The 17,994-nt window shown below is 58.9% G+C and carries 12 protein-coding genes and 1 pseudogene; 8 read left to right on the top strand and 5 right to left on the bottom strand.

What is annotated here, in order from left to right; translation table 11 throughout:
- Positions 1-119: 119 nt before the first annotated feature.
- The gene (locus PMI11_RS15090; protein WP_007818457.1) at positions 120-1,838 is read right to left on the bottom strand and encodes an AfsR/SARP family transcriptional regulator; all 1,719 of its coding nucleotides are present in this window, start codon (positions 1,836-1,838) and stop codon (positions 120-122) included.
- Positions 1,839-2,100: 262 nt separating this feature from the next.
- Here PMI11_RS15090 and PMI11_RS15080 point away from each other — a divergent pair, with 262 nt between their 5' ends.
- Positions 2,101-2,766: a peroxiredoxin gene (locus PMI11_RS15080; RefSeq protein WP_007818456.1), complete on the top strand. Its 666-nt coding sequence runs from the start codon at positions 2,101-2,103 to the stop codon at positions 2,764-2,766.
- A gap of 184 nt (positions 2,767-2,950) precedes the next feature.
- Complete coding sequence (locus tag PMI11_RS15075) at positions 2,951-3,988, top strand: MBL fold metallo-hydrolase (protein WP_007818454.1); 1,038 nt, start codon at positions 2,951-2,953, stop codon at positions 3,986-3,988.
- Between the two features lie 9 nt (positions 3,989-3,997).
- Here PMI11_RS15075 and PMI11_RS36005 read toward each other — a convergent pair whose 3' ends face one another.
- Entirely contained in the window at positions 3,998-8,419 is a 4,422-nt protein-coding gene (locus PMI11_RS36005; protein ID WP_157179635.1) for an NACHT domain-containing protein, read from the bottom strand.
- 246 nt (positions 8,420-8,665) lie between these two features.
- Between PMI11_RS36005 and PMI11_RS15065 the strand changes: the two genes are divergently transcribed.
- Together PMI11_RS15065 and PMI11_RS15060 are read left to right on the top strand one after the other, a co-directional pair.
- Positions 8,666-9,565, top strand: a complete 900-nt coding sequence (locus PMI11_RS15065; protein ID WP_007818449.1) for a helix-turn-helix domain-containing protein — start codon at positions 8,666-8,668, stop codon at positions 9,563-9,565.
- A gap of 180 nt (positions 9,566-9,745) precedes the next feature.
- Entirely contained in the window at positions 9,746-10,492 is a 747-nt protein-coding gene (locus tag PMI11_RS15060) for an SDR family oxidoreductase (RefSeq protein ID WP_007818447.1), read from the top strand.
- 309 nt (positions 10,493-10,801) lie between these two features.
- On the opposite strand, the gene PMI11_RS15055 is transcribed toward PMI11_RS15060, so the two are convergent.
- Positions 10,802-11,599, bottom strand: coding sequence for a class I SAM-dependent methyltransferase (locus PMI11_RS15055; RefSeq protein ID WP_007818446.1), 798 nt, complete (start codon positions 11,597-11,599; stop codon positions 10,802-10,804).
- 178 nt (positions 11,600-11,777) lie between these two features.
- Positions 11,778-11,999: pseudogene (locus PMI11_RS15050) on the bottom strand (efflux RND transporter permease subunit); the annotation flags it as partial.
- A gap of 96 nt (positions 12,000-12,095) precedes the next feature.
- Here PMI11_RS15050 and PMI11_RS15045 point away from each other — a divergent pair.
- From PMI11_RS15045 to PMI11_RS15030, 4 genes are all read left to right on the top strand, one after another.
- On the top strand, positions 12,096-13,100 hold the full coding sequence (locus tag PMI11_RS15045) for a hypothetical protein (RefSeq protein ID WP_007818444.1): 1,005 nt from the start codon (positions 12,096-12,098) through the stop codon (positions 13,098-13,100).
- A 75-nt stretch (positions 13,101-13,175) separates the two neighbouring features.
- The gene (locus PMI11_RS15040) at positions 13,176-13,436 is read left to right on the top strand and encodes a hypothetical protein (RefSeq protein ID WP_007818443.1); all 261 of its coding nucleotides are present in this window, start codon (positions 13,176-13,178) and stop codon (positions 13,434-13,436) included.
- A 45-nt stretch (positions 13,437-13,481) separates the two neighbouring features.
- Entirely contained in the window at positions 13,482-13,862 is a 381-nt protein-coding gene (locus PMI11_RS15035) for a hypothetical protein (RefSeq protein ID WP_037071412.1), read from the top strand.
- A 130-nt stretch (positions 13,863-13,992) separates the two neighbouring features.
- Positions 13,993-14,607 (top strand): hypothetical protein, encoded by a 615-nt coding sequence (locus PMI11_RS15030; protein WP_007818441.1) that lies wholly within the window; start codon positions 13,993-13,995, stop codon positions 14,605-14,607.
- A 230-nt stretch (positions 14,608-14,837) separates the two neighbouring features.
- On the opposite strand, the gene PMI11_RS15025 is transcribed toward PMI11_RS15030, so the two are convergent.
- The gene (locus PMI11_RS15025) at positions 14,838-17,990 is read right to left on the bottom strand and encodes an efflux RND transporter permease subunit (protein WP_007818440.1); all 3,153 of its coding nucleotides are present in this window, start codon (positions 17,988-17,990) and stop codon (positions 14,838-14,840) included.
- Positions 17,991-17,994 lie beyond the last annotated feature (4 nt).

Here is a 17,994-nt window from a genome sequence, read left to right as displayed (position 1 = left end):
TTAAATCTCGGGGAAATTATTTCAGCTATTGCTTAATAAATGCCCGGCGGTACTTTCCGCCGGGCATTTACGCAATCTTTGCACAGTAAAAACGGCGATTTGTGTGACTTTTTGACTGCTCAAACCGCAACGCCGATCTGCGATTCGTTCATCTGGGTGAGGCAACGCGCCTGATCGAGCGGCCGGCCGAGCTCCTCATAGCGGGCGGCGGCCTCGGCGAAGGCGGCGACGGCGCGAATCCTGTTGGCCTGGGCCTGGCGCTGGACACCGCGCGCTTCCCACAGAGCGGCCGCCCAGGGGCCGCCCTGCCACATGCCGGCGATGCGTTCGGCCTCGTTCAGGCGGCGGTCCACCTGGTCGAGATCGCCTGATTGGGCGAGGGCGATGGCGGAGGCCGTGCGCAGGCCCATGGAGCAGGGCTGGCAGCTGCCTGAGGTCAGCAGCCGGTCGCCGGTGAGGATGGCATCCGCCAGCTTCTCCTTGCTGGTGGCGGAGCGCACGGCGAGGGCCTGCAGGCGGAGCAGCAGGTGGCCGGAGAGCCAGGAGGCCTGCGCATCGGCAAATGCCTTCTGGATGAAGCGGGCGGCGCGCCATTTCTGGCCCCGGGCGAGCGCGATTTCCGCCAGCCGCTCCAGCACCAGCACCCGGCCGGAAATGGCATTGGCTTCCACATGCAGGCGCTCGGCCTCCGTCAGCAGCCGTTCGGCCTCATCGAGATTGCCGGCGCAGCGGGCGATCTCGCCGAGGATGAGGCAGGCGAGCCCACGGCCGGCGGCGGATTTCGCCTCGTCGGCGACACCGAGCAGCTCCTCGGCGCTTTCATGGATCAGCCCGTGGCCGCGCGCATCGCACAGGCAGAACTCCGCAAGGCAGAGATGGCCATCGAAAACGGCGGGCACGAAGGCGCTGCGCTTCCTCACCCATTCGGTGAATTCGCTGCGGAAAAGCTCCCGCCACTGGCCCTGCATATGGGCCGTGAGCCCGAGGATCGCCGCTGCTTCGCCGACTTCGCGGCCGAGCCCCGCATCCAGCGCCTCGGCGCGGGTCTGGCGGGCGAGATCGGCCGCCTTGCCGAACTCTCCGCTTTGCAGATGCACGAGCGCCCAGGCGAGGGCGGCGCGGATGCGCTCCACCGGTGCTGTCGGCTGCGCGCCCGATAGAGCCAGCGCTCGCTCGTAAAGCTCGATCGCCGGGCGGCTGGGGCCGACGCCGAGCTCGGCGCGCAGCTTTTCGCGCAGCTGGTCGAACTGGCGGATCGCCTCCGTGCGGTTGCCGGCGTCAAGGGCTGCCTGCATGAGGGCGCATTGCGCCTCCTCGTCGGTCGGGTCGAGCGCGATCAGCCGGCGCCATAGCTTGCCAGTGCGCAGCGTCTCCACATAGAGCTGCTGCAGGCGCTGGCGGGGCGCATCCAGCCATTCGAGGAAGCGATCGTCCGGCAGGAGCGCGCCGCCATAGAGATCGGCCGCCGCCTCGCATTCGCCCGCATCCCTGCTGCGCAGCGCAGCCTTTGCGGCAGACTCGAACCTGATGACATCGGTTTCGACATCGACTTCGGGCAAGAAGGCGACGATTTCCCTTGTTATACCGATCGCTTCTGGCGCGCCCATCGCCTTGCGGGCGAAATGCAGCGCCTTGCGCAGGTTGGCGCCGGCGGCTTCCGCATCGAGATCGGGCCAGAAGGCCTCCATTGCCTGTTCGCGGTGGATGCGATGTTCCGGCGAGAGCGCCAGCAGCTTGATGATGGCGGCGGCGCGATCGCGCTTCCAGGCGGCGGAAGGAATTTCGGCATCATCGATGCGGACGGCAAAGCGGCCGAGCAGATCTATGGAGATTTTCACCTTGCGCCCCTGTCAGATCAGGCCCGATCGCGGCCCGGAATGATTGAAAAATGCCATGCCGAAATGGGTGCCCGTGGCAGCGTTCCCGCCCGCCGCAGCGAAAGCTGCCTCGGGGAACGCTGGAGGAACGGGCTCAAGCGTAATGTCGTCATCGTACATCCGGCGCTGGCGATGGCAACACACCCAAAGCAGCGCAGAGAGGATCAACCCAGATTTCGCGACCCCGGCCGAAGCGCCGGCAAAACAAGAGAGGACCAAGACCATGTCACTGCGTATCAACGACATCGCCCCCGATTTCACCGCCGAGACCACCGACGGCATGATCAGCTTCCACGAATGGCTGGGCAAGGACTGGGGCATCCTGTTTTCCCACCCGAAGGATTTCACCCCCGTCTGCACCACGGAGCTCGGCTATATGGCGCGGCTGAAGCCGGAATTCGACAAGCGCGGCGTCAAGATCATCGGCCTCTCGGTCGATCCGGTCGACAGGCATTCCGGCTGGGCGATGGATATTGCCGAGACGCAAGGGATGGCGCCGAACTTCCCGATGATCGGCGATCCCTCGCTTGCCGTCTCCAAGCTCTATGACATGCTGCCGGCCGCTTCCGGCGAGACATCCGAAGGGCGCACGGCCGTCGATAACCAGACGGTGCGCAATGTCTATGTCATCGGCCCGGACAAGAAGATCAAGCTCGTCATTTCCTACCCGATGACGACGGGGCGCAATTTCGACGAGATCCTGCGGGTGATCGACAGCCTGCAGCTCACCGCCAAGCATCGCCTGGCAACGCCGGTCAACTGGAAGCCGGGCGACGAGGTGATCATCGCCGGCTCGGTTTCCAATGATGAGGCAAAGCAGCTCTACCCGCAGGGCTGGAAGGAGCCGAAGCCCTATATCCGCATCGTGCCGCAGCCGATCCTGACCTGATTACGGGCCATGACGTAACGGCAAGGCTACATCGCCTTACGTCAGCTACCAAGATTAGGCGAGGGCGGATCTGCCATCCGTCCCCGCCCGCTTCTTCCGCTTTTTTCCCTGCAAGGATATCATCGGCTGCAGAGCCAGTATCCGTTCGCATCGGCGTCAAGATGAGTACATTACGGAGGCGACCATGATTTTCCGACAGCTTTTCGACAGTGTTTCCGGCACCTATACCTATCTCATCGCCTCCAGGCGCGGCGGCGAGGCGCTGATCATCGATCCGGTGCTCGAAAAGGTGGATCGCTACATGCAGCTCATCCGCGAGCTGGACCTGCATCTGGTCAAGGCGGTCGATACGCATCTGCATGCCGACCACATTACCGGGCTCGGGGCGCTGCGCGACCAGACGCATTGCATCACCGTGATGGGCGAGCAGACCAAGGCGGATGTCGTCGCCATGCGCGTTGCCGAGGGCGACCGCGTCGGCATCGAGGGCCTCAGCCTCGACGTGCTCTATACGCCGGGTCATACGGACGATTCCTATTCCTACCTGATGGGCGACCGCATCTTCACCGGCGACACGCTGCTCATCCGCGGCACCGGCCGCACCGATTTCCAGAACGGCGATCCCCGCGCCCAATATGACTCGATCTTCAACAAGCTGCTCCGCCTGCCGGAGGAAACGCTGCTCTTCCCCGCCCATGACTACAAGGGCGACACGGTCTCCACCATCGGCGAGGAAAAACGCTTCAACCCCCGCCTGCAGGTCAAATCGATCGACGAATATGTCGACCTCATGAACAACCTGCACCTGCCCAACCCGAAAATGATGGACGTCGCCGTCCCCGCCAACATCCACATCGGCCTCCACCAGGACGAGATCGCCCGCAAGGGCTGGGCGGTGAGCGCGAAGGAGGCGCTGGGACTACGCGGGCGGGCGGATGTGGTGATCGTGGACCTGCGCGAGAAGAACGAGCGGGAGCGGCACGGGGTGATCCCGGGCGCGCTGCATGCGCCCTATGCGGATCTGCAGGAGAACCTGTCAGAGGGCGGGATGCTGCATGAGCTGGCAGTGGCGACGGGGAAGAGGGTGGTGTTTTACTGTGCGTTCGGGGAGAGGTCGGCGATGGCGGTGCAGGCGGCGCAGGATGCGGGGGTGGGGAGTGCGTGCCATATTGAGGGTGGGATTGATGCTTGGAAGAAGGCTGGAGGGGTGGTGGGGGCGTAAATTGATGTGCTATCCCGTGGCAGCAATCTCTGGCCAAGGACGGCCGCTTAAGATGTGAGGATGACGCGGCTCGGAATCAATGCCACCGAAGTGATCTCGAAGATCCTCTATCGTTTCAAGGCACGCTAATGCGAAAGAAGCGATATCTGCGTCACTTGATATAAACAACTCGAACAAATCTCTGCGAAGCGAGCTGGCGTCCGCTGGGATCAATTCGTAGCTGTTGCCGTCGGGCGTGAGAGCATTGTGTCGATATGCGTGTTCTCGCAATGTCATATCAAGTCGTTGATTTAGAACGTGTCTTCCGACGGAATCCTTCACTAACGTCAGAAATGAACCGGTGCTGGAAAATTCGGAAATAACACTCGCCAGAAACTGCTTTTGTGTGGCGACGTTTGCTCTCTCGAATCTTTCAATCAATACTTCTTCGCCGTCTGTCATTGTTTTTATCAGATTTGCCACTTCGCTAGGCAATTGATAGCCGCCGAAACTAACATCATTCTCAGTTCCATATCTGCCCGCGGAGATATTCTCCAACAATTCAAGAGAGTTTGGGGTCCACGTTGCGAGCAGCGAGCGATACCATTCGTACTCCTTTAATAGACCGGGTTGCCACTCCACCAACAATGACAGCATTTGATTGGCAGCCGGCCCAGGCATTTTACCGATGGCCACAAGGAGACCTCTCAGTTGCCAAGGTGCTACCGAGCGTAATTGCTCTCTGGCTATGTCCAGTGCTAGCAGAATTGCTAGCGGGTCGTCAGAGAAGGGGAATAGTTCGATCCATTTGAATACTTCGGAGTTGTCAGTGCCCAATAACCATGATTGAGTTTTGGCTTCTGCAAAAAGCTGCTGTAGGCCACCGTGCAATACGTTGGCTTCGATGGTAATGCCTCCGATGACCATGCTAGTTGTCAGATATAACTTTGCTGGCGCGGAAATTGGGGCTGTGAGCAAAGTTTGCAACAATATTTGCCTATCACCGTGAGGCATGGTAGCTGCGATCCCCGCCAATCTAGAGGCCTTAATCAGCCTTTGTGTGTCAGCATTGTCTGAGACCATATTAGCTACCACCGTAAATATAGCTTCGGCGATATCTGTAGACTCTAATTTGTTTGCTGTTCTTCTCGCCCGATTTAATTTTGCGAGACTGAAATCCGGCCAAGAACGAAAGGGACTTTTATCCTTTTCTCGCCTAACCACTACCTTTTCTAGGATTAGTTTAAGCCCTATCGCTGCATCCTCAGAGAAGTCAGGATCACGTAAATACTTTATTAGCAATTCTTTGACTTGGTCTGTACCAATTGCGACTAGGGCATCGCGGTAGGTCCAGGAATAGGAGGTTGAGACATCGGACGGAATGCTACCCCTAGATCTGTGTGCCCGCCATGCTTCTCGCGCCGCGCGTCGTTGCAACAAATCCTCGTCTAACATCCTGGCAATCAAAGGAACATAACGAGGATCTGGCAGTCGCTTCATTGCCGCTACGACCTCGGCTAGGTCATGGCGAGTGGCGGTTGTCGAGGCGAGCAGCTTCTTAGCCCATTTACTTAAAACTGTAGCCACCTGCGCATGCTGGTTGGCATCCAAAGATAGTTCGCTTTGGTTGGGATCGTCGCCATGTCTGGATATTAGGCGAGCGAGTGCGCTTATAGTTTCCGGCTGAGCCGCTTCATCGAAGGTACAAATTGCGTCGAAGAATGCCAGCGGTCTTGTAGCTAAAATTAGGTTCTCCTCCAATCGCCGTATTTTGTAGTTTTCCTCGGAGAGATGCCCGTTCGGTGCATTTTTGTCCGTCCACTGAGCCGAATGCTTGTCGATCATTGCCTTAACGGTGAGGGGGCCTACAACACGCGCAGCACTCAATTTTTGCTCGTGCGAAAATTGGTCACCTAACACGGTTTCGGATATCGGCCCTTCGTCTTGAATTGGAACGCCTGTAAGATACTCCTCGGGTCGCCAAGGCAATGGTAAGCCTTCCTTCAGACGCAGCAGCATCGCTTCCGCGACAGCCGCAGGGGCTCGCTTTTGAGCGCGGCCAAGAGCCCATCCAGATTTGTTAGCGTCGATATCAAATTTGGAATTCGCAATTATTTCGACTATTCGCTGATGCGGAATCGGTTCTTGTTCGATCAACACCTCAAGTAAGGGTGCTAAGCTGCCCTCTTTTTCAAGAAGTGAATCCTGCAATGCCTGAAGGCGATCCGCTATCTCCTTATTGGAGACATCTTCAGCATAACCTTGGGCGGCAACTCGCTTCCAGACTTCATCGTCGGAGGAGGATAGCAGTTCTCTTGCTTGCTTTTCCGCAAGGCGAAACATCAACGCGCCAAAAACCTCGCTTTTGACCTTAGCGCTGGTATCCCGCTTTGCAAGCTCTGCTGCCAAATTCAGTGTATCCGCATCACCTTCATGGATAAGTCCAGACAAAAGTCTTTCTCGGATGTTCTCGTCTAGAGATGCGATGTCGTTCTCCAGGTGGCTGCCGAGTACAGTTGCTCTAAAACGTCTGCCAGAATGGAGGACGGGCAATTGGATTTGGGAGTCGCTACTTGCTATCAGTGGCCAAATGACATCGGCAAACTCCGGTCGGGCGGTCGCTATCATGAAAGCTACTGCACGATCCACCTTGCCTAGTTGATGCCACTGTCTTGCAAATTTTTGGATTTCATCCCCAACCTTGCCCCAAACGGCCGGCGGACTACGCACAAGGATTTCGGCGGAAAGCATTGGATCGAGTTGAAGGCAGACCGCAATGATTGCCGCTATTGCTTCGACACCTTGACTATCACGGCGGCCCAACCGTTCTGCAGCAAAGAGAATTGCCTCCTCCCAGGAGCGGTTATCAAGTACAGTGACAGAGAACTCGTCAGTTAAAATAGGTTTCGGCTTACGAACTGCCAGCATCTGTTGCTCGACGTGATGTGAGGCGTACCACTCCTGAAATTGCTGGTGCTGAAAGGAAAAGCTTGCTGAGGCCGTGCGCTCTAAAATGTGCGTATTGACCAAAATCTCCAAGACAATCTTTGGTTGTATTGCTGACGCAAGCTGCCCCTCTGCTATAAGGCGCTCTTGAATTTCTTTTATGACGCTAAAGGCCTTATCTTGGGAGATTGTGGTGTTGGCGGCAACCATAGCAGCGATCGCCAATCCTTCGAGAATTTTCGAATGCTGTCCGTGCAATTCCTGATCCAGGATCTCAGCTCGCTCCGGTACGCTTTCATGTTTCTCAACAAATCTGCGAAGGATCTCCTCTTTAGTTTTAGGCAACCCATTGATGCCTGAAACATCAAGTAGAACACTTAAATATAGCGGAATGGCTGTAAGGTCGCGTAAACCGGCAGTACGCCACGCGTGATCTAGTACTTGCTCGCCCGCATCTCCTTTGAGCGCTCTTGCCACGACTAGTTGCTGCTGCTGCGACAATGGACGAATTTGAATCTGAGGTCCGTTAACAGGAGCCTGGATCGTCTGTTGCCTCGTACTCATACATATAAGTAGAAGCGGGTAATCGCGTCTGAGTCCCTTTAGCTGACTAAGTAGCCGCTTACGCCCATCGCCTTCCAATTCGTTCCACCCATCGAGCAAAAGGGCAAGTTCTCCGTGATGAGCGAGGAACTTCAAATGCTCTGACCGTGTACCTAAAAAGGCATTTCTGTTTACGGTCCAAGCGAACAAGTCGCCGGCATCCGACGCCCACTCTGCCAGAGGTATCAGTATTGGGATGGGACCTTGGTCAACAAGTCGCCGACCGAGCTGGACGAGCGTGGTGCTTTTACCGGTCCCCGGCGCCGCAACGATGGAGATTTCTCCTACAGCCTGTAGCGCTGGCCCTAGTCGATCGACATCAAGAACGCTGTGGTTTCTCGAGGAGAACTGGACTTCCATGCGTAGTTTGACCGCATGCACTGGCCACTCAGGAAGCCCCTCAAATGCATTGAGATGTCTAGATGCCGATTCTCTCAAGCGTTGCTGAATATTTGGGAGGTCTTCTTCCGCCGGTAGATTGAGAGATGCTGCAAGTCCGCGGAGTTCCTCAATCAGCTCCGGTCCGAGACTAATCGTTTTCGCGATACCACCCGTCGCTAGTTGTTCAAAGGCTCGAGCTTCCGCATCTCTCTTCCAGCGGCGGAGCATCTCAACCGTAAAATGCGTCTCATCGTGATCAATCTGGTGCGCGTGGTCGCGGCATAGCCAAATCCCGTTTGAGAAGTCACGGCGTTCTTCCGCCGTGAGTAAAGCGTCATATCTGGCACCACCAGGTGAGGCGGCCGTTATATGGGCTGCTTCTCCAAGCTTGACGAAGCCGTCAGCTCCTTTTTGAGGGCCGACGGTCAGCTTTGGGCAGTCGGGGTTCGAACAAAGCCATCCTACCCTCTGGGCGAGTTGCAGTTTGGTTTGTGCCTTGAAGTCGTTATCACCGCGACTCAATTCAGGACTCATTTGTTATAAATGTCTGGAGCATATTTCACTTCGACGTTTGCCTTGGAAGTCAATCTCGAATGTCAGATTCATTGTGCTTCGGCGTAATATGCTACCATAAATTTCAGTATAGCATCGATGTGGCGCGAGGAGTCCACGGTACTGCTGTTGTCAGTTGCTTGTTGCGCGGATCGACAGACGCGGTCGCCTGTGTGCTTCAACATCAATCCAGCGATAATGGCTCTAAAAACCTGCATGCCCGAAAAATCCACTCCCGAAGCCTTGAGCCAGCGTATCCACGCCCGCCTTCTCGCCCGGAGCCACGGCCCGGCATGGAGCACCATTTCCGTCCACCTTCTCTCCCACCAACCGCTCGAAACCAACCTCCTCGTCCCCGCCGTTGCCGAGCCTCTGCTGGTCTGGATCGTCTCGGGCTCGGCTCGCATCGAGGAGCGGGATATCGGCGGCGAATGGATGCCGGTGGAGGTCTCCGCCGGCGATTTTTATCTGACGCACAGTGAGACGCCCTATGAGCTGCGGTGGGAGACGCGCGGCGGGGAGCCGCTTTGTGTCATGCATCTCTATCTCGGGCTGCCGATCTATCAGCGGGCGGTTGCAGAGGTCTTCGGGGCCGAGGGCGGCGAAGGGTTTCGGCTGGCGGATATTTCGGGGGAGCGGGACGAGACGATTTCGGGGTTGATGGGGATGATCCTTGGGGAGTTGAGGGGATCGGCCGGGCCGAGCGAAATGTATGTGCAGGGCATTGCGCAGGCGCTCGCCGTCCATCTCGTGCGGCACTACGGCAGCCAAGATGCATCGGCCCCCGTCCGGCGCGGGGCGTTGCCGGCGTTCAAGCTGCAGCGGGTGGTTCGCTTGATGGAGGCGGGGCTCGATCAGGCCTTCAATCTCGAAAGCCTGGCTGCGGAGGCCGAGCTTAGCGCCTTTCATTTCTCCCGCGTCTTCAAGCAGTCGACCGGCTCGTCGCCATCGGATTATTTCATCCAGCTCAAGATGGCCGAGGCCCGCAGGCTGCTGCGGGAGACGGATCGGAGCATCGTCTCGATCGCGCTCGATCTCGGCTATTCCAGCCCCAGCCATTTCGCGCAGGTGTTCCGGCGGCAGGTGGGCGTCAGCCCGCGCGACTATCGCGGCTAGCGCCTTTTGTCCTGCGCATTCCGGGCGCAAGGTCGCTGCGCAGTTTTGCTGGAATTGCTCCTGTTTGCAGCAAATCCGCGACAGTCTCAGCAAGCGGCCGCGCGAAGAGCCGGTCTGATTTTTCTAGTTTGTTCCCGTCGAAACCAGCCGCCTCAGGGACGGCAACGAAAGGGAATGAACATGTCAATCCAAGGAAAAACTGCTCTCATTACCGGCGCGTCGAGCGGGATCGGCGCTGCCACGGCGCTCAAGCTTGCAGCCAATGGCGCCAAGGTCGGGCTTGCGGCGCGCCGCAGCGAGCGGCTGGAAGAGCTCGTCTCGCAGATCGCCCGAGCGGGCGGTCAGGCCATCGCGCTGGAGATGGATGTCGTTGATGCCGCCTCCGTCGAGGCGGGTGTGGCGAAACTGGCGCAGGCGTTCGGCAGCATCGATATCCTCTTCAACAATGCCGGGCTGATGCCGCTCTCGGATATCGAGGCGCTGAAGACGGAGGAATGGCACCGGATGGTGGACGTCAATATCAAGGGCGTGCTGAACACGACCGCCGCCGTACTGCCGCATATGATCGGCCAGAAATCCGGCCATATCGTCAACACCTCATCGATTGCTGGCCGCAAGGTCTTTGCCGGCCTGACGGTCTATTGCGCGACGAAACATGCGATCACCGCGCTGTCGGATGGCATGCGCATCGAGCTCGGCAAGAAGCATAATATCCGCGTGACCTGCGTGCAGCCGGGTGCTGTCGAGACCGAACTCTATGACCAGATTTCCGATCCAGCGGCGCGCCAGCAGATGGAGGAGCTGAAGACGCAGATGGAGTTTCTGAAGGCCGAGGATATTGCCGAGACGGTGCTGTTTGCGCTGCAGTCGCCGCGGCATATGGATATTGCCGAGGTGTTTGTGATGCCGACGCAGCAGGCTTGGTGAGGTTTGGGCTGGCCGTGTTCCATCCGTATGGGCGGGGTACCGCCTCGTAGGAGCGCACGGTGTCGGCTATTCCGTTTTGCCGTGTGGCACCCCCCTCTGGCCTGCCGGCCATCTCCCCCACAGGTGGGGAGATCGACTCGTGGCACGACCTTCGTACATCGCTAGCGTTGAGCAGTTTGCAACGGTGGTTGTGTGGGGAAGCCGGTTCTCCCAGCCAATCTCCACCCTTGTGGGGGAGATGGCCGGCAGGCCAGAGGGGGGTATCGCACGGCACAATTTTCCACATGAGACTGACGGAACAACGCAACCTCAAACCACACCCCGCACCGCCCAGGCCACGCTCTCGAACCCACGTGGCCCATCCTCTGACCTTCCATCCAGATAGGCCGCCTTCAGCGCCTCCCGCAGCTGCTTCCGTCTCGCCTCCGGCAACGCCTCGAAAAACGCAGAAAACCGTCCCTGGCCGTATACCTTCGGCAGGTAGAAATCGTCGAAATCGGCGTAGTTCATCGTGATCGTCAGCCTTGCCTCGGTGACATCGGCAAAACCAGCGCCGGCAAACAGCGCCCGCAACTCACCCTCGGAGGTCATCGGCCGCGGGCCTGATGGAATGCCGTTGCCTTCGGCTTCAGGTTCGATGGCGCGGATCGTGTTCCAGAAGAGGCGCCAGCTCGGCATGCCGTCGTGGGACCAGACGGCGGCGGCAGCGGTGGCGCCCGGCTTGAGGACGCGGCGCATTTCGGTGATGGCCCTGTCGGCGTCGGAGACGAAGTGCAGGACGAGCAGGGAATAGGCGGCGTCGAAGCTCTTGTCGTCATAGGGCAGGGCGCAGACGTCGCCCTGGCGGGCCGATATCCTCGGGTCATCCGTCCGGGCGCTGAGGGCCGCGACGAAGTTTTCCTCGAAATCCAGGGCTTCGATGGTGGTCAGGTCAGGATGGGCTGCGAGCGCCAGCGTCAGGCTGCCGGTGCCGCAGCCGGCGTCGAGGACGCGGCCGTGCGAGGGCACGCCGGCGAAGGCGAGGAAGGGGTCTGCGAGCTTGCGGCTCCAACGGCCCATGCTGGCTTCATAGGCGTCGGCGCCCTTGGCGATGAAGGTGGATGGCATCGGCTTCCCTGGTTGCTGCGGTTTCGGGCGGTGAGAGGCTGACAGCAGATATAGGACCGGGTGGCGGGGGCGTCTATTGCTGGGGCATCGCTGTTGTGTCGTGCTCGTTTTCACCCACCAAAAAACAAAAACTCCCGGGCTCTTTCGAAGGCCGGGAGGTAGCGCACCGGTCACCGGGTCAGGGGTGGGTGGCCGGGGCGGTTGGCGGGGTTTCTTGCTGCGGGGTTTCCTCGTCGAGGACAGGGCGTTTCGTGCGCATCAGCTTCAGCACGCAGACGAAGAAGGCCGGTACGAAGATGGCGAGCACTGTCGCGGAGATCATGTCGCCCAGCAGGCCGGTGGCGATGGCGTTCTGGCTTGCCGCACTCGGGCCGGTCGCGATCGCCAACGGCACGGCGCCTCTATTTCTCGTCTGAACTGCGCAACCCAGCGCTGTGGAAAAGCTTGACCTATTCCTCTCTGGTGCTAAGCACCAGATCAGCATTTGGGGGATTTGATGTTTAGAATTTTTGCACTTGTGTTTGTTGGCTTTAGCCTGTTCACCGCGCCGGTCGATGCGGAGGATTTTTCGCAACGTCAGCAGGCCATATTCAAGACGGCGGCGGCCGTAGATGGCTATCTGACCGAGAAGTTGCACGCGGAATTTTGGGGGGCGGTGAAAGCGAGCCCGGATTACTATCCCGGCATGGAGCAGGATATTTCCGCCACGATTGGCCCGATGATACTGGATGGTCTCGATTTCCAGAGGGAGGCTTGGGCATCCGTTGAACGGAGCTATGCGGCGCGGGCAGTCGTGAAAACCGATGGGTTTGTCTCGGCTAGAAAGAAGATTGAAAATAACCCGAACCCGGCCGTGCGGGCCGCCAGCATCCCCCGTCTGCAAAATGCAGATACGATTCTTCAGGCCGCTGCCGAGAGAACGTCCTATTCATCGGGGGATACGAATGTGTTTATCACCCCGGAGTTGATCCAGCAGGTCAAGACCGGCATCGATGCATCGTTTTTCCGGATACAATTGCTGGCAAATCCGACATGGAGCGGCAAACCGCAAGAATGGCAGCTCAAGGAAGCCGGGTTGCGCGTGATGTCATTGTTGCCATTCGTCTATGAGCAGCAGGATCTGGCCGCTGACAATGGGGCTGCAGCTAAAGTGGCGTCCTATTCCGTGAATCTGGATGGTCAGAATTTCCTGACCCTTGCGAGCATCAAGGGTGCCGTAAAAGTCGATAGTGACGCCGGGTTGGCGCAAATTGCCCGTGGCACACTGACAGGCGCGGGAATATCTGCGCCGTCGGTGGTTTCAATGAAGTTTCGCGGAGAAGCTTCCGCCGTTGCAACTGGTCAGACGCAAACTTCAGATGGTCCGATATATGGGAGCGTAAGAGCCGTGCGGCCGTCTGCAAGGGAAGATGTCATCGTGCTTTTCTCTATCTCCGGCACAAGTCAGGTCGATGCGGATAGTAACCGACAGGGACTGGAGCTTTCCACGATGATCGATTGACCGACGGCCGCTGAATTTTAGCGCGAGGAGACAGTCGATAGCGCCGATATCAAAATGCATCAGCAGGTATTTTGAATGTCTCTCTATAAATTCCTGGCCGCTTTCTGTGCGGTCGTTGCGTTGCCGGCCGCTACATTCGCCATGAATTCGGCACAGCTAACATCTGCGCTTCAACGGTTTGACGACGGCAACGGCGCCCAGCAGATCGCAAGGCTGGATGCGCGGATCAGAGCCGAAGATGGGCCTCTGCTTTCGGAGATCGCGGATCTGGCTCAACACAAGGGGAATGTTGCAATGACGTGTGTTCTGGATATTGTTCTCGTAAAGTTTGCATGAAGTATTGTCTGTTTCGTGCATTGCGTGTTTGGGGGACTAAGCTGAATGAGGACGACCGTACTTCTCTGTACCGCGGTAATGACACTGGCGGGCTGCCAAAAAACTCCGGCACCGCAATCCGTTGCGGATTCTCAGCGTCCTCCGTCGAGCGCATTGCGGCACATGAACATTGATATTCTGCGCGGACGGATCAAGGCGGGGGATTTCCTCAAGGCCGAGATTTCAAGCGTGGTTCTCCTCAGACCGAACGAGAAGATCTATGCCTATTGCGTGCGCACGATGGAGCGAGCTGTCCCCGGCTGGTCGTATCTCGGGATCGCCCTGAAAAATGATAGGATCATCGACTCCACAAAGGACGACTACCGCTGCCACGACAAGCGGTTGCGTTACTACAATTTTCCTGAACTGCTGACGATGACGTACTGACAAGAGAGGCGCCGCGCCCGTTTTGTGGGGCAATTTACTGTGGCAGCGGTTTAAAGTTTCCAGGCAAGAGTTTATTTACTTCAAGCTGTCGTTTTTATTTGGCGATTGAGAAGCATACAAATGGGGCGCGATGATTGATCTTTCCTTGCCCTGGGCGATCGGGCCGGTTCCTTTGGGCCTTACGATGGCTGCGGCTTATGGTGTGTTTTTCTCTTTTGTCACACGTAAAGGCTTTTCCTTTAACTTATTTGCTTCCGCCGTGGGTCTAGTGTCGGGCGTTGCGGCCTTCGCCGTCCATCTTTGGCGACCGTCAGTCGACCACATGACGATTTTGCTGACAGCGCAAGTGGTTTGCACCGGCGTCGTCTTCCTGTTGTGCTGGCTATCGTGGGTTGCTCGGAAGCCGGAAGGGAAACCTCAAAAGTTGGTATCGAACATGGCGCCAATCAAGGGACTATTGGCTAGCCTTGCATTTCCGCTTGTCATTGACGTGCTTTTCTACCTTTTTCCCATAACGTCGGGCTATTGTGGCAGACTGACCAGCGATTATAGCGGGGGAAAATGTCGGGCTCAGGAGAATTTCTGGGGACTTCATGATCTTCCGCTGGAGATTTATTTCGGCGTTCTTCTCGGTGTATTTGGGCTTGGCGCGTTCATTGTCGTCGTATTTAGGCTCTGCCTAGGCGTCTTCAGGCCGAAGCGCGGCGAAGCGGCGCCAGTGATTGAGGATTGGGTCAACAGGTGAAGATCGCGCGAGTGGATAAGCTTAGCGCGCAGGCTTGCCTCCTGGACCTTGCACAGTTTGCCACCCCTGTCTTTTGAGGAAGCCGGTGCCTCTGGCCATCTCCACCTTTGTGAGGGAGATGCCCGCAGGGCAAAGGGGCCGCGGTACAGTGCCTTGATTGGCTTCACCTTACGCTCAGAAGTAAAAACTCCCGGGCTCCTTTCGAAGCCCGGGAGGCATTCGCGCAGCGGTCAGGAGTGGATGGCCGATGCGGTTGGCGGGGTTTCCTGTGTCGCCGTCTTCTCCTCAGTCACCGGCCGCCTCGTGCGCATCAGCTTCAGCACGAAGACGAAAAACGCCGGGACGAAGAAGATGGCGAGCACGGTGGCGGAGATCATGCCGCCGAGGACGCCGGTGCCGATAGCGTTCTGGCTGGCGGCACTCGGGCCGGTCGCGATTGCCAGCGGCACGACGCCGAGGGTGAAGGCGAGGGAGGTCATGATGATCGGGCGGAAGCGGACGCGGGCGGCTTCTATCGCCGAATCCAGGAGGGATTTGCCTTGAGCGTAATAATCCTTGGCGAATTCCACGATCAGGATGGCGTTCTTGGCCGAGAGGCCGATGATCGCGATGAGGCCCACCTTGAAGTAGATGTCGTTGGGCATATCGCGCAACATCACCGCCGCGACCGAACCGATGACGCCCAAGGGCACCACGAGCATGACCGAGAGCGGGATCGACCAGCTTTCGTAGAGACCTGCCAGAAGCAGGAAGACGAAGAGGATCGACAGGCCGAAGAGGAAGGGTGCCTGGCTGCCGGAGGTGATTTCTTCCGCCGACTGGCCGGACCATTCGAAGCCGAAGCCTTCGGGCAGCTGGGAGGCCAGACGCTCCATTTCGGCAATTGCCGCGCCCGAGGATTGGCCGGGCGCCGGGGCGCCGGAGATGCGCACGGTCGGATAGCCGTTATAGCCGACGATCTGCGGCGCGCCCTTCTGCCATTGGGCAATGGCGAAGGAGGACAGCGGCACCATGCCGCCGCTCGCATTGCGCACGTTGATCTTCATCACGTCGTCGATCTGCAGGCGGGCGCGGTCATCCGCCTGGACGATGACGCGCTGCATGCGGCCGGTATTCGGATAGTCGTTGATATAGGACGAGCCGAGATTGGCGGTGATGGCGTTGTTGATATCGGCAAAGGAGATGCCGAAGGTGTTGGCCTTTTCGCGGTCGATCACCATCAGCACCTGGGCGGCGTCCGGCATGCCTTCGACGCGCATGCCCGTCAGCACCGGGCTCTTGCCCGCCATCTGCATCAGCTGGCCGGCCGCCTCGACAAGTGCCGTCTGGCCCTTGCCGCCGCGGTCCTGCAGGCGGAAGGAGAAGCCGCCGGTGGCGCCGAAGCCTTCGATCGGCGGCGGCGAGAGCGCGAAGGTGGTGGCGTCCTTCAGGGCAAAGAGCTGGCCGTTCACGCGGTTGGCGATTTCCTGCACGGTGTTGCCGGGGCCGCGGTCCGCCCAGTCCTTCAGCGTCACGAAGGCAAGCGCCGCATTGGCGCCGTTGCCCGAGAAGGAGAAGCCCTGGATCGCGACGATATTCTCGACGGCGGACTCGGTGCGGAAGATCTTTTCCACCTGCTTGATGGATTCGATCGTGCGGTTGGCACTCGCTTCCGGCGGCCCCTGGATATCGACGATCATGAAGCCCTGGTCTTCGTCAGGCACGAAGGCCGTCGGCAGGTTGATGAAGAGATAGCCGAGGCCGATGACGAGGGCGAGATAGACGATCATCATGCGCCCGGCGCGGCGCGCCATGCCTGTCACCGTGGTCGAATAGCCCGCCGTGATGCGCTCGAAACCGCGGTTGAACCAGCCGCCGATGCCGCGCTTTTCGTGATGGCCCTTGATCGGCTTCAGGAATGTGGCGCAGAGCGCCGGTGTCAGCGACAGCGCCAGGAAGGCCGAGAACAGGATCGAGACGACCATGGTCAGCGAGAACTGGCGGTAGATGATACCGGTCGAGCCGGGGAAGAAGGCCATGGGAATGAAGACGCAGGAGAGAACCAGCGTGATGCCCATGATGGCGCCGGTGATCTGGCTCATCGCCTTCTGGGCGGCCGCCTTGGGCGAGAGCCCTTCCTCGGCCATGATGCGCTCGACATTTTCGACGACGACGATCGCGTCATCGACGAGGATGCCGATCGCCAGCACCATTGCGAACATGGTCAAGACGTTGATGGAAAAGCCGGTCGCATACATGACCGCGCAGGTTCCAAGCAGCGCCACCGGCACCACGAGCGTCGGGATGACCGTGTAGCGGAAATTCTGCAGGAAGATGAACATGACCACGAAGACGAGGGCGACGGCCTCGACCAGCGTGTGGATGACCTTCTCGATAGAAGCCGAGACGAAGGGGCTGGTATCGTAGGGAACGGAATATTCGATGCCTGAAGGGAAGAAGCGGGAGAGCTCCTTCATCTTCGCGTTGACGGCGTTGGAAACCGCCACGGCATTACCGGTGGACGAGAGCTGGATGGCGATTGCCGCACTCGGCTGGCCGTTCAGTCGGCTGGTGAAATTGTAGGATTCGGCACCCTGTTCGACGCGAGCGACATCCTTCAGGCGCACGGTCGAGCCATCGGCATTGGCGCGCAGGATGATCTCGCCGAATTGCTGCGGTGTCTGCAACTGGCCCTGCACGAGCACGGTTGCCGTCAGGTCCTGGGTGACCGGGTTCGGCGCGGCGCCGATCTGGCCGGCAGCGACCTGGGCATTCTGGGCGGTGATGGCGGCGTTGATATCGTCGGTGGTCAGGTTCAGGCCGACCATCTTGTCCGGGTCGATCCAGACGCGCAGTGCGCGCTGGGCGGCGAAAAGCTGGGCGCGGCCGACGCCATCGATGCGGCGCAGTTCGCCGATGATGTTGCGGGTGATGTAGTCGCCGAGCGCCACTTCATCGCGCGTGCCGTCCGTAGACGTGAGCGCGATGAACATCAGGAAGCCGGAGCTTGCCTCCTCGACGGTGATGCCCTGGGAACGCACGGTGGCGGGCAGGCGGGCCTCGACGCGGCGGATAGCGTTCTGCACGTCGACAGAGGCCTGGTCGATATCGCTGCCGGCGCGGAAGGTTGCGTTGATGCTGACCGAGCCGGAATTATCCGAGGTCGATTCGAAATACATCAGGCCTTCGACGCCGTTCAGCTCATCCTCGATCTGGCGGGTGACGCCCTGATAGATTTCCTGCGGGGAAGCGCCCGGATAGGAGGTGGAGATCGAAAGCTGCGGCGGGGCGACCTTCGGGTATTGGGAGACCGGCAGGAAGGGGATCGCGATGATGCCGGCAATCGAAATGAACAGAGCGAAGACCCAGGCCAGGATCGGCCTGCGAATGAAGAATTGTGCCATGAGA

It is taken from the genome of Rhizobium sp. CF142 (genome assembly GCF_000281145.1).
Lineage (GTDB): Bacteria > Pseudomonadota > Alphaproteobacteria > Rhizobiales > Rhizobiaceae > Rhizobium.
This window is presented reverse-complemented; position numbering and strand designations above follow the sequence as displayed.

What these genes read in the sequence shown, in the direction of transcription:
- PMI11_RS15080 (WP_007818456.1), top strand. Translation starts at nt 2,101, where the DNA reads ATGTCACTGCGTATCAACGACATCGCCCCCGATTTCACCGCCGAGACC.
- PMI11_RS15075 (WP_007818454.1), top strand. Translation starts at nt 2,951, where the DNA reads ATGATTTTCCGACAGCTTTTCGACAGTGTTTCCGGCACCTATACCTAT.
- PMI11_RS15065 (WP_007818449.1), top strand. Translation starts at nt 8,666, where the DNA reads ATGCCCGAAAAATCCACTCCCGAAGCCTTGAGCCAGCGTATCCACGCC.
- PMI11_RS15060 (WP_007818447.1), top strand. Translation starts at nt 9,746, where the DNA reads ATGTCAATCCAAGGAAAAACTGCTCTCATTACCGGCGCGTCGAGCGGG.
- PMI11_RS15055 (WP_007818446.1), bottom strand. Translation starts at nt 11,599, where the DNA reads ATGCCATCCACCTTCATCGCCAAGGGCGCCGACGCCTATGAAGCCAGC.
- PMI11_RS15045 (WP_007818444.1), top strand. Translation starts at nt 12,096, where the DNA reads ATGTTTAGAATTTTTGCACTTGTGTTTGTTGGCTTTAGCCTGTTCACC.
- PMI11_RS15040 (WP_007818443.1), top strand. Translation starts at nt 13,176, where the DNA reads ATGTCTCTCTATAAATTCCTGGCCGCTTTCTGTGCGGTCGTTGCGTTG.
- PMI11_RS15035 (WP_037071412.1), top strand. Translation starts at nt 13,482, where the DNA reads ATGAGGACGACCGTACTTCTCTGTACCGCGGTAATGACACTGGCGGGC.
- PMI11_RS15030 (WP_007818441.1), top strand. Translation starts at nt 13,993, where the DNA reads ATGATTGATCTTTCCTTGCCCTGGGCGATCGGGCCGGTTCCTTTGGGC.
- PMI11_RS15025 (WP_007818440.1), bottom strand. Translation starts at nt 17,990, where the DNA reads ATGGCACAATTCTTCATTCGCAGGCCGATCCTGGCCTGGGTCTTCGCT.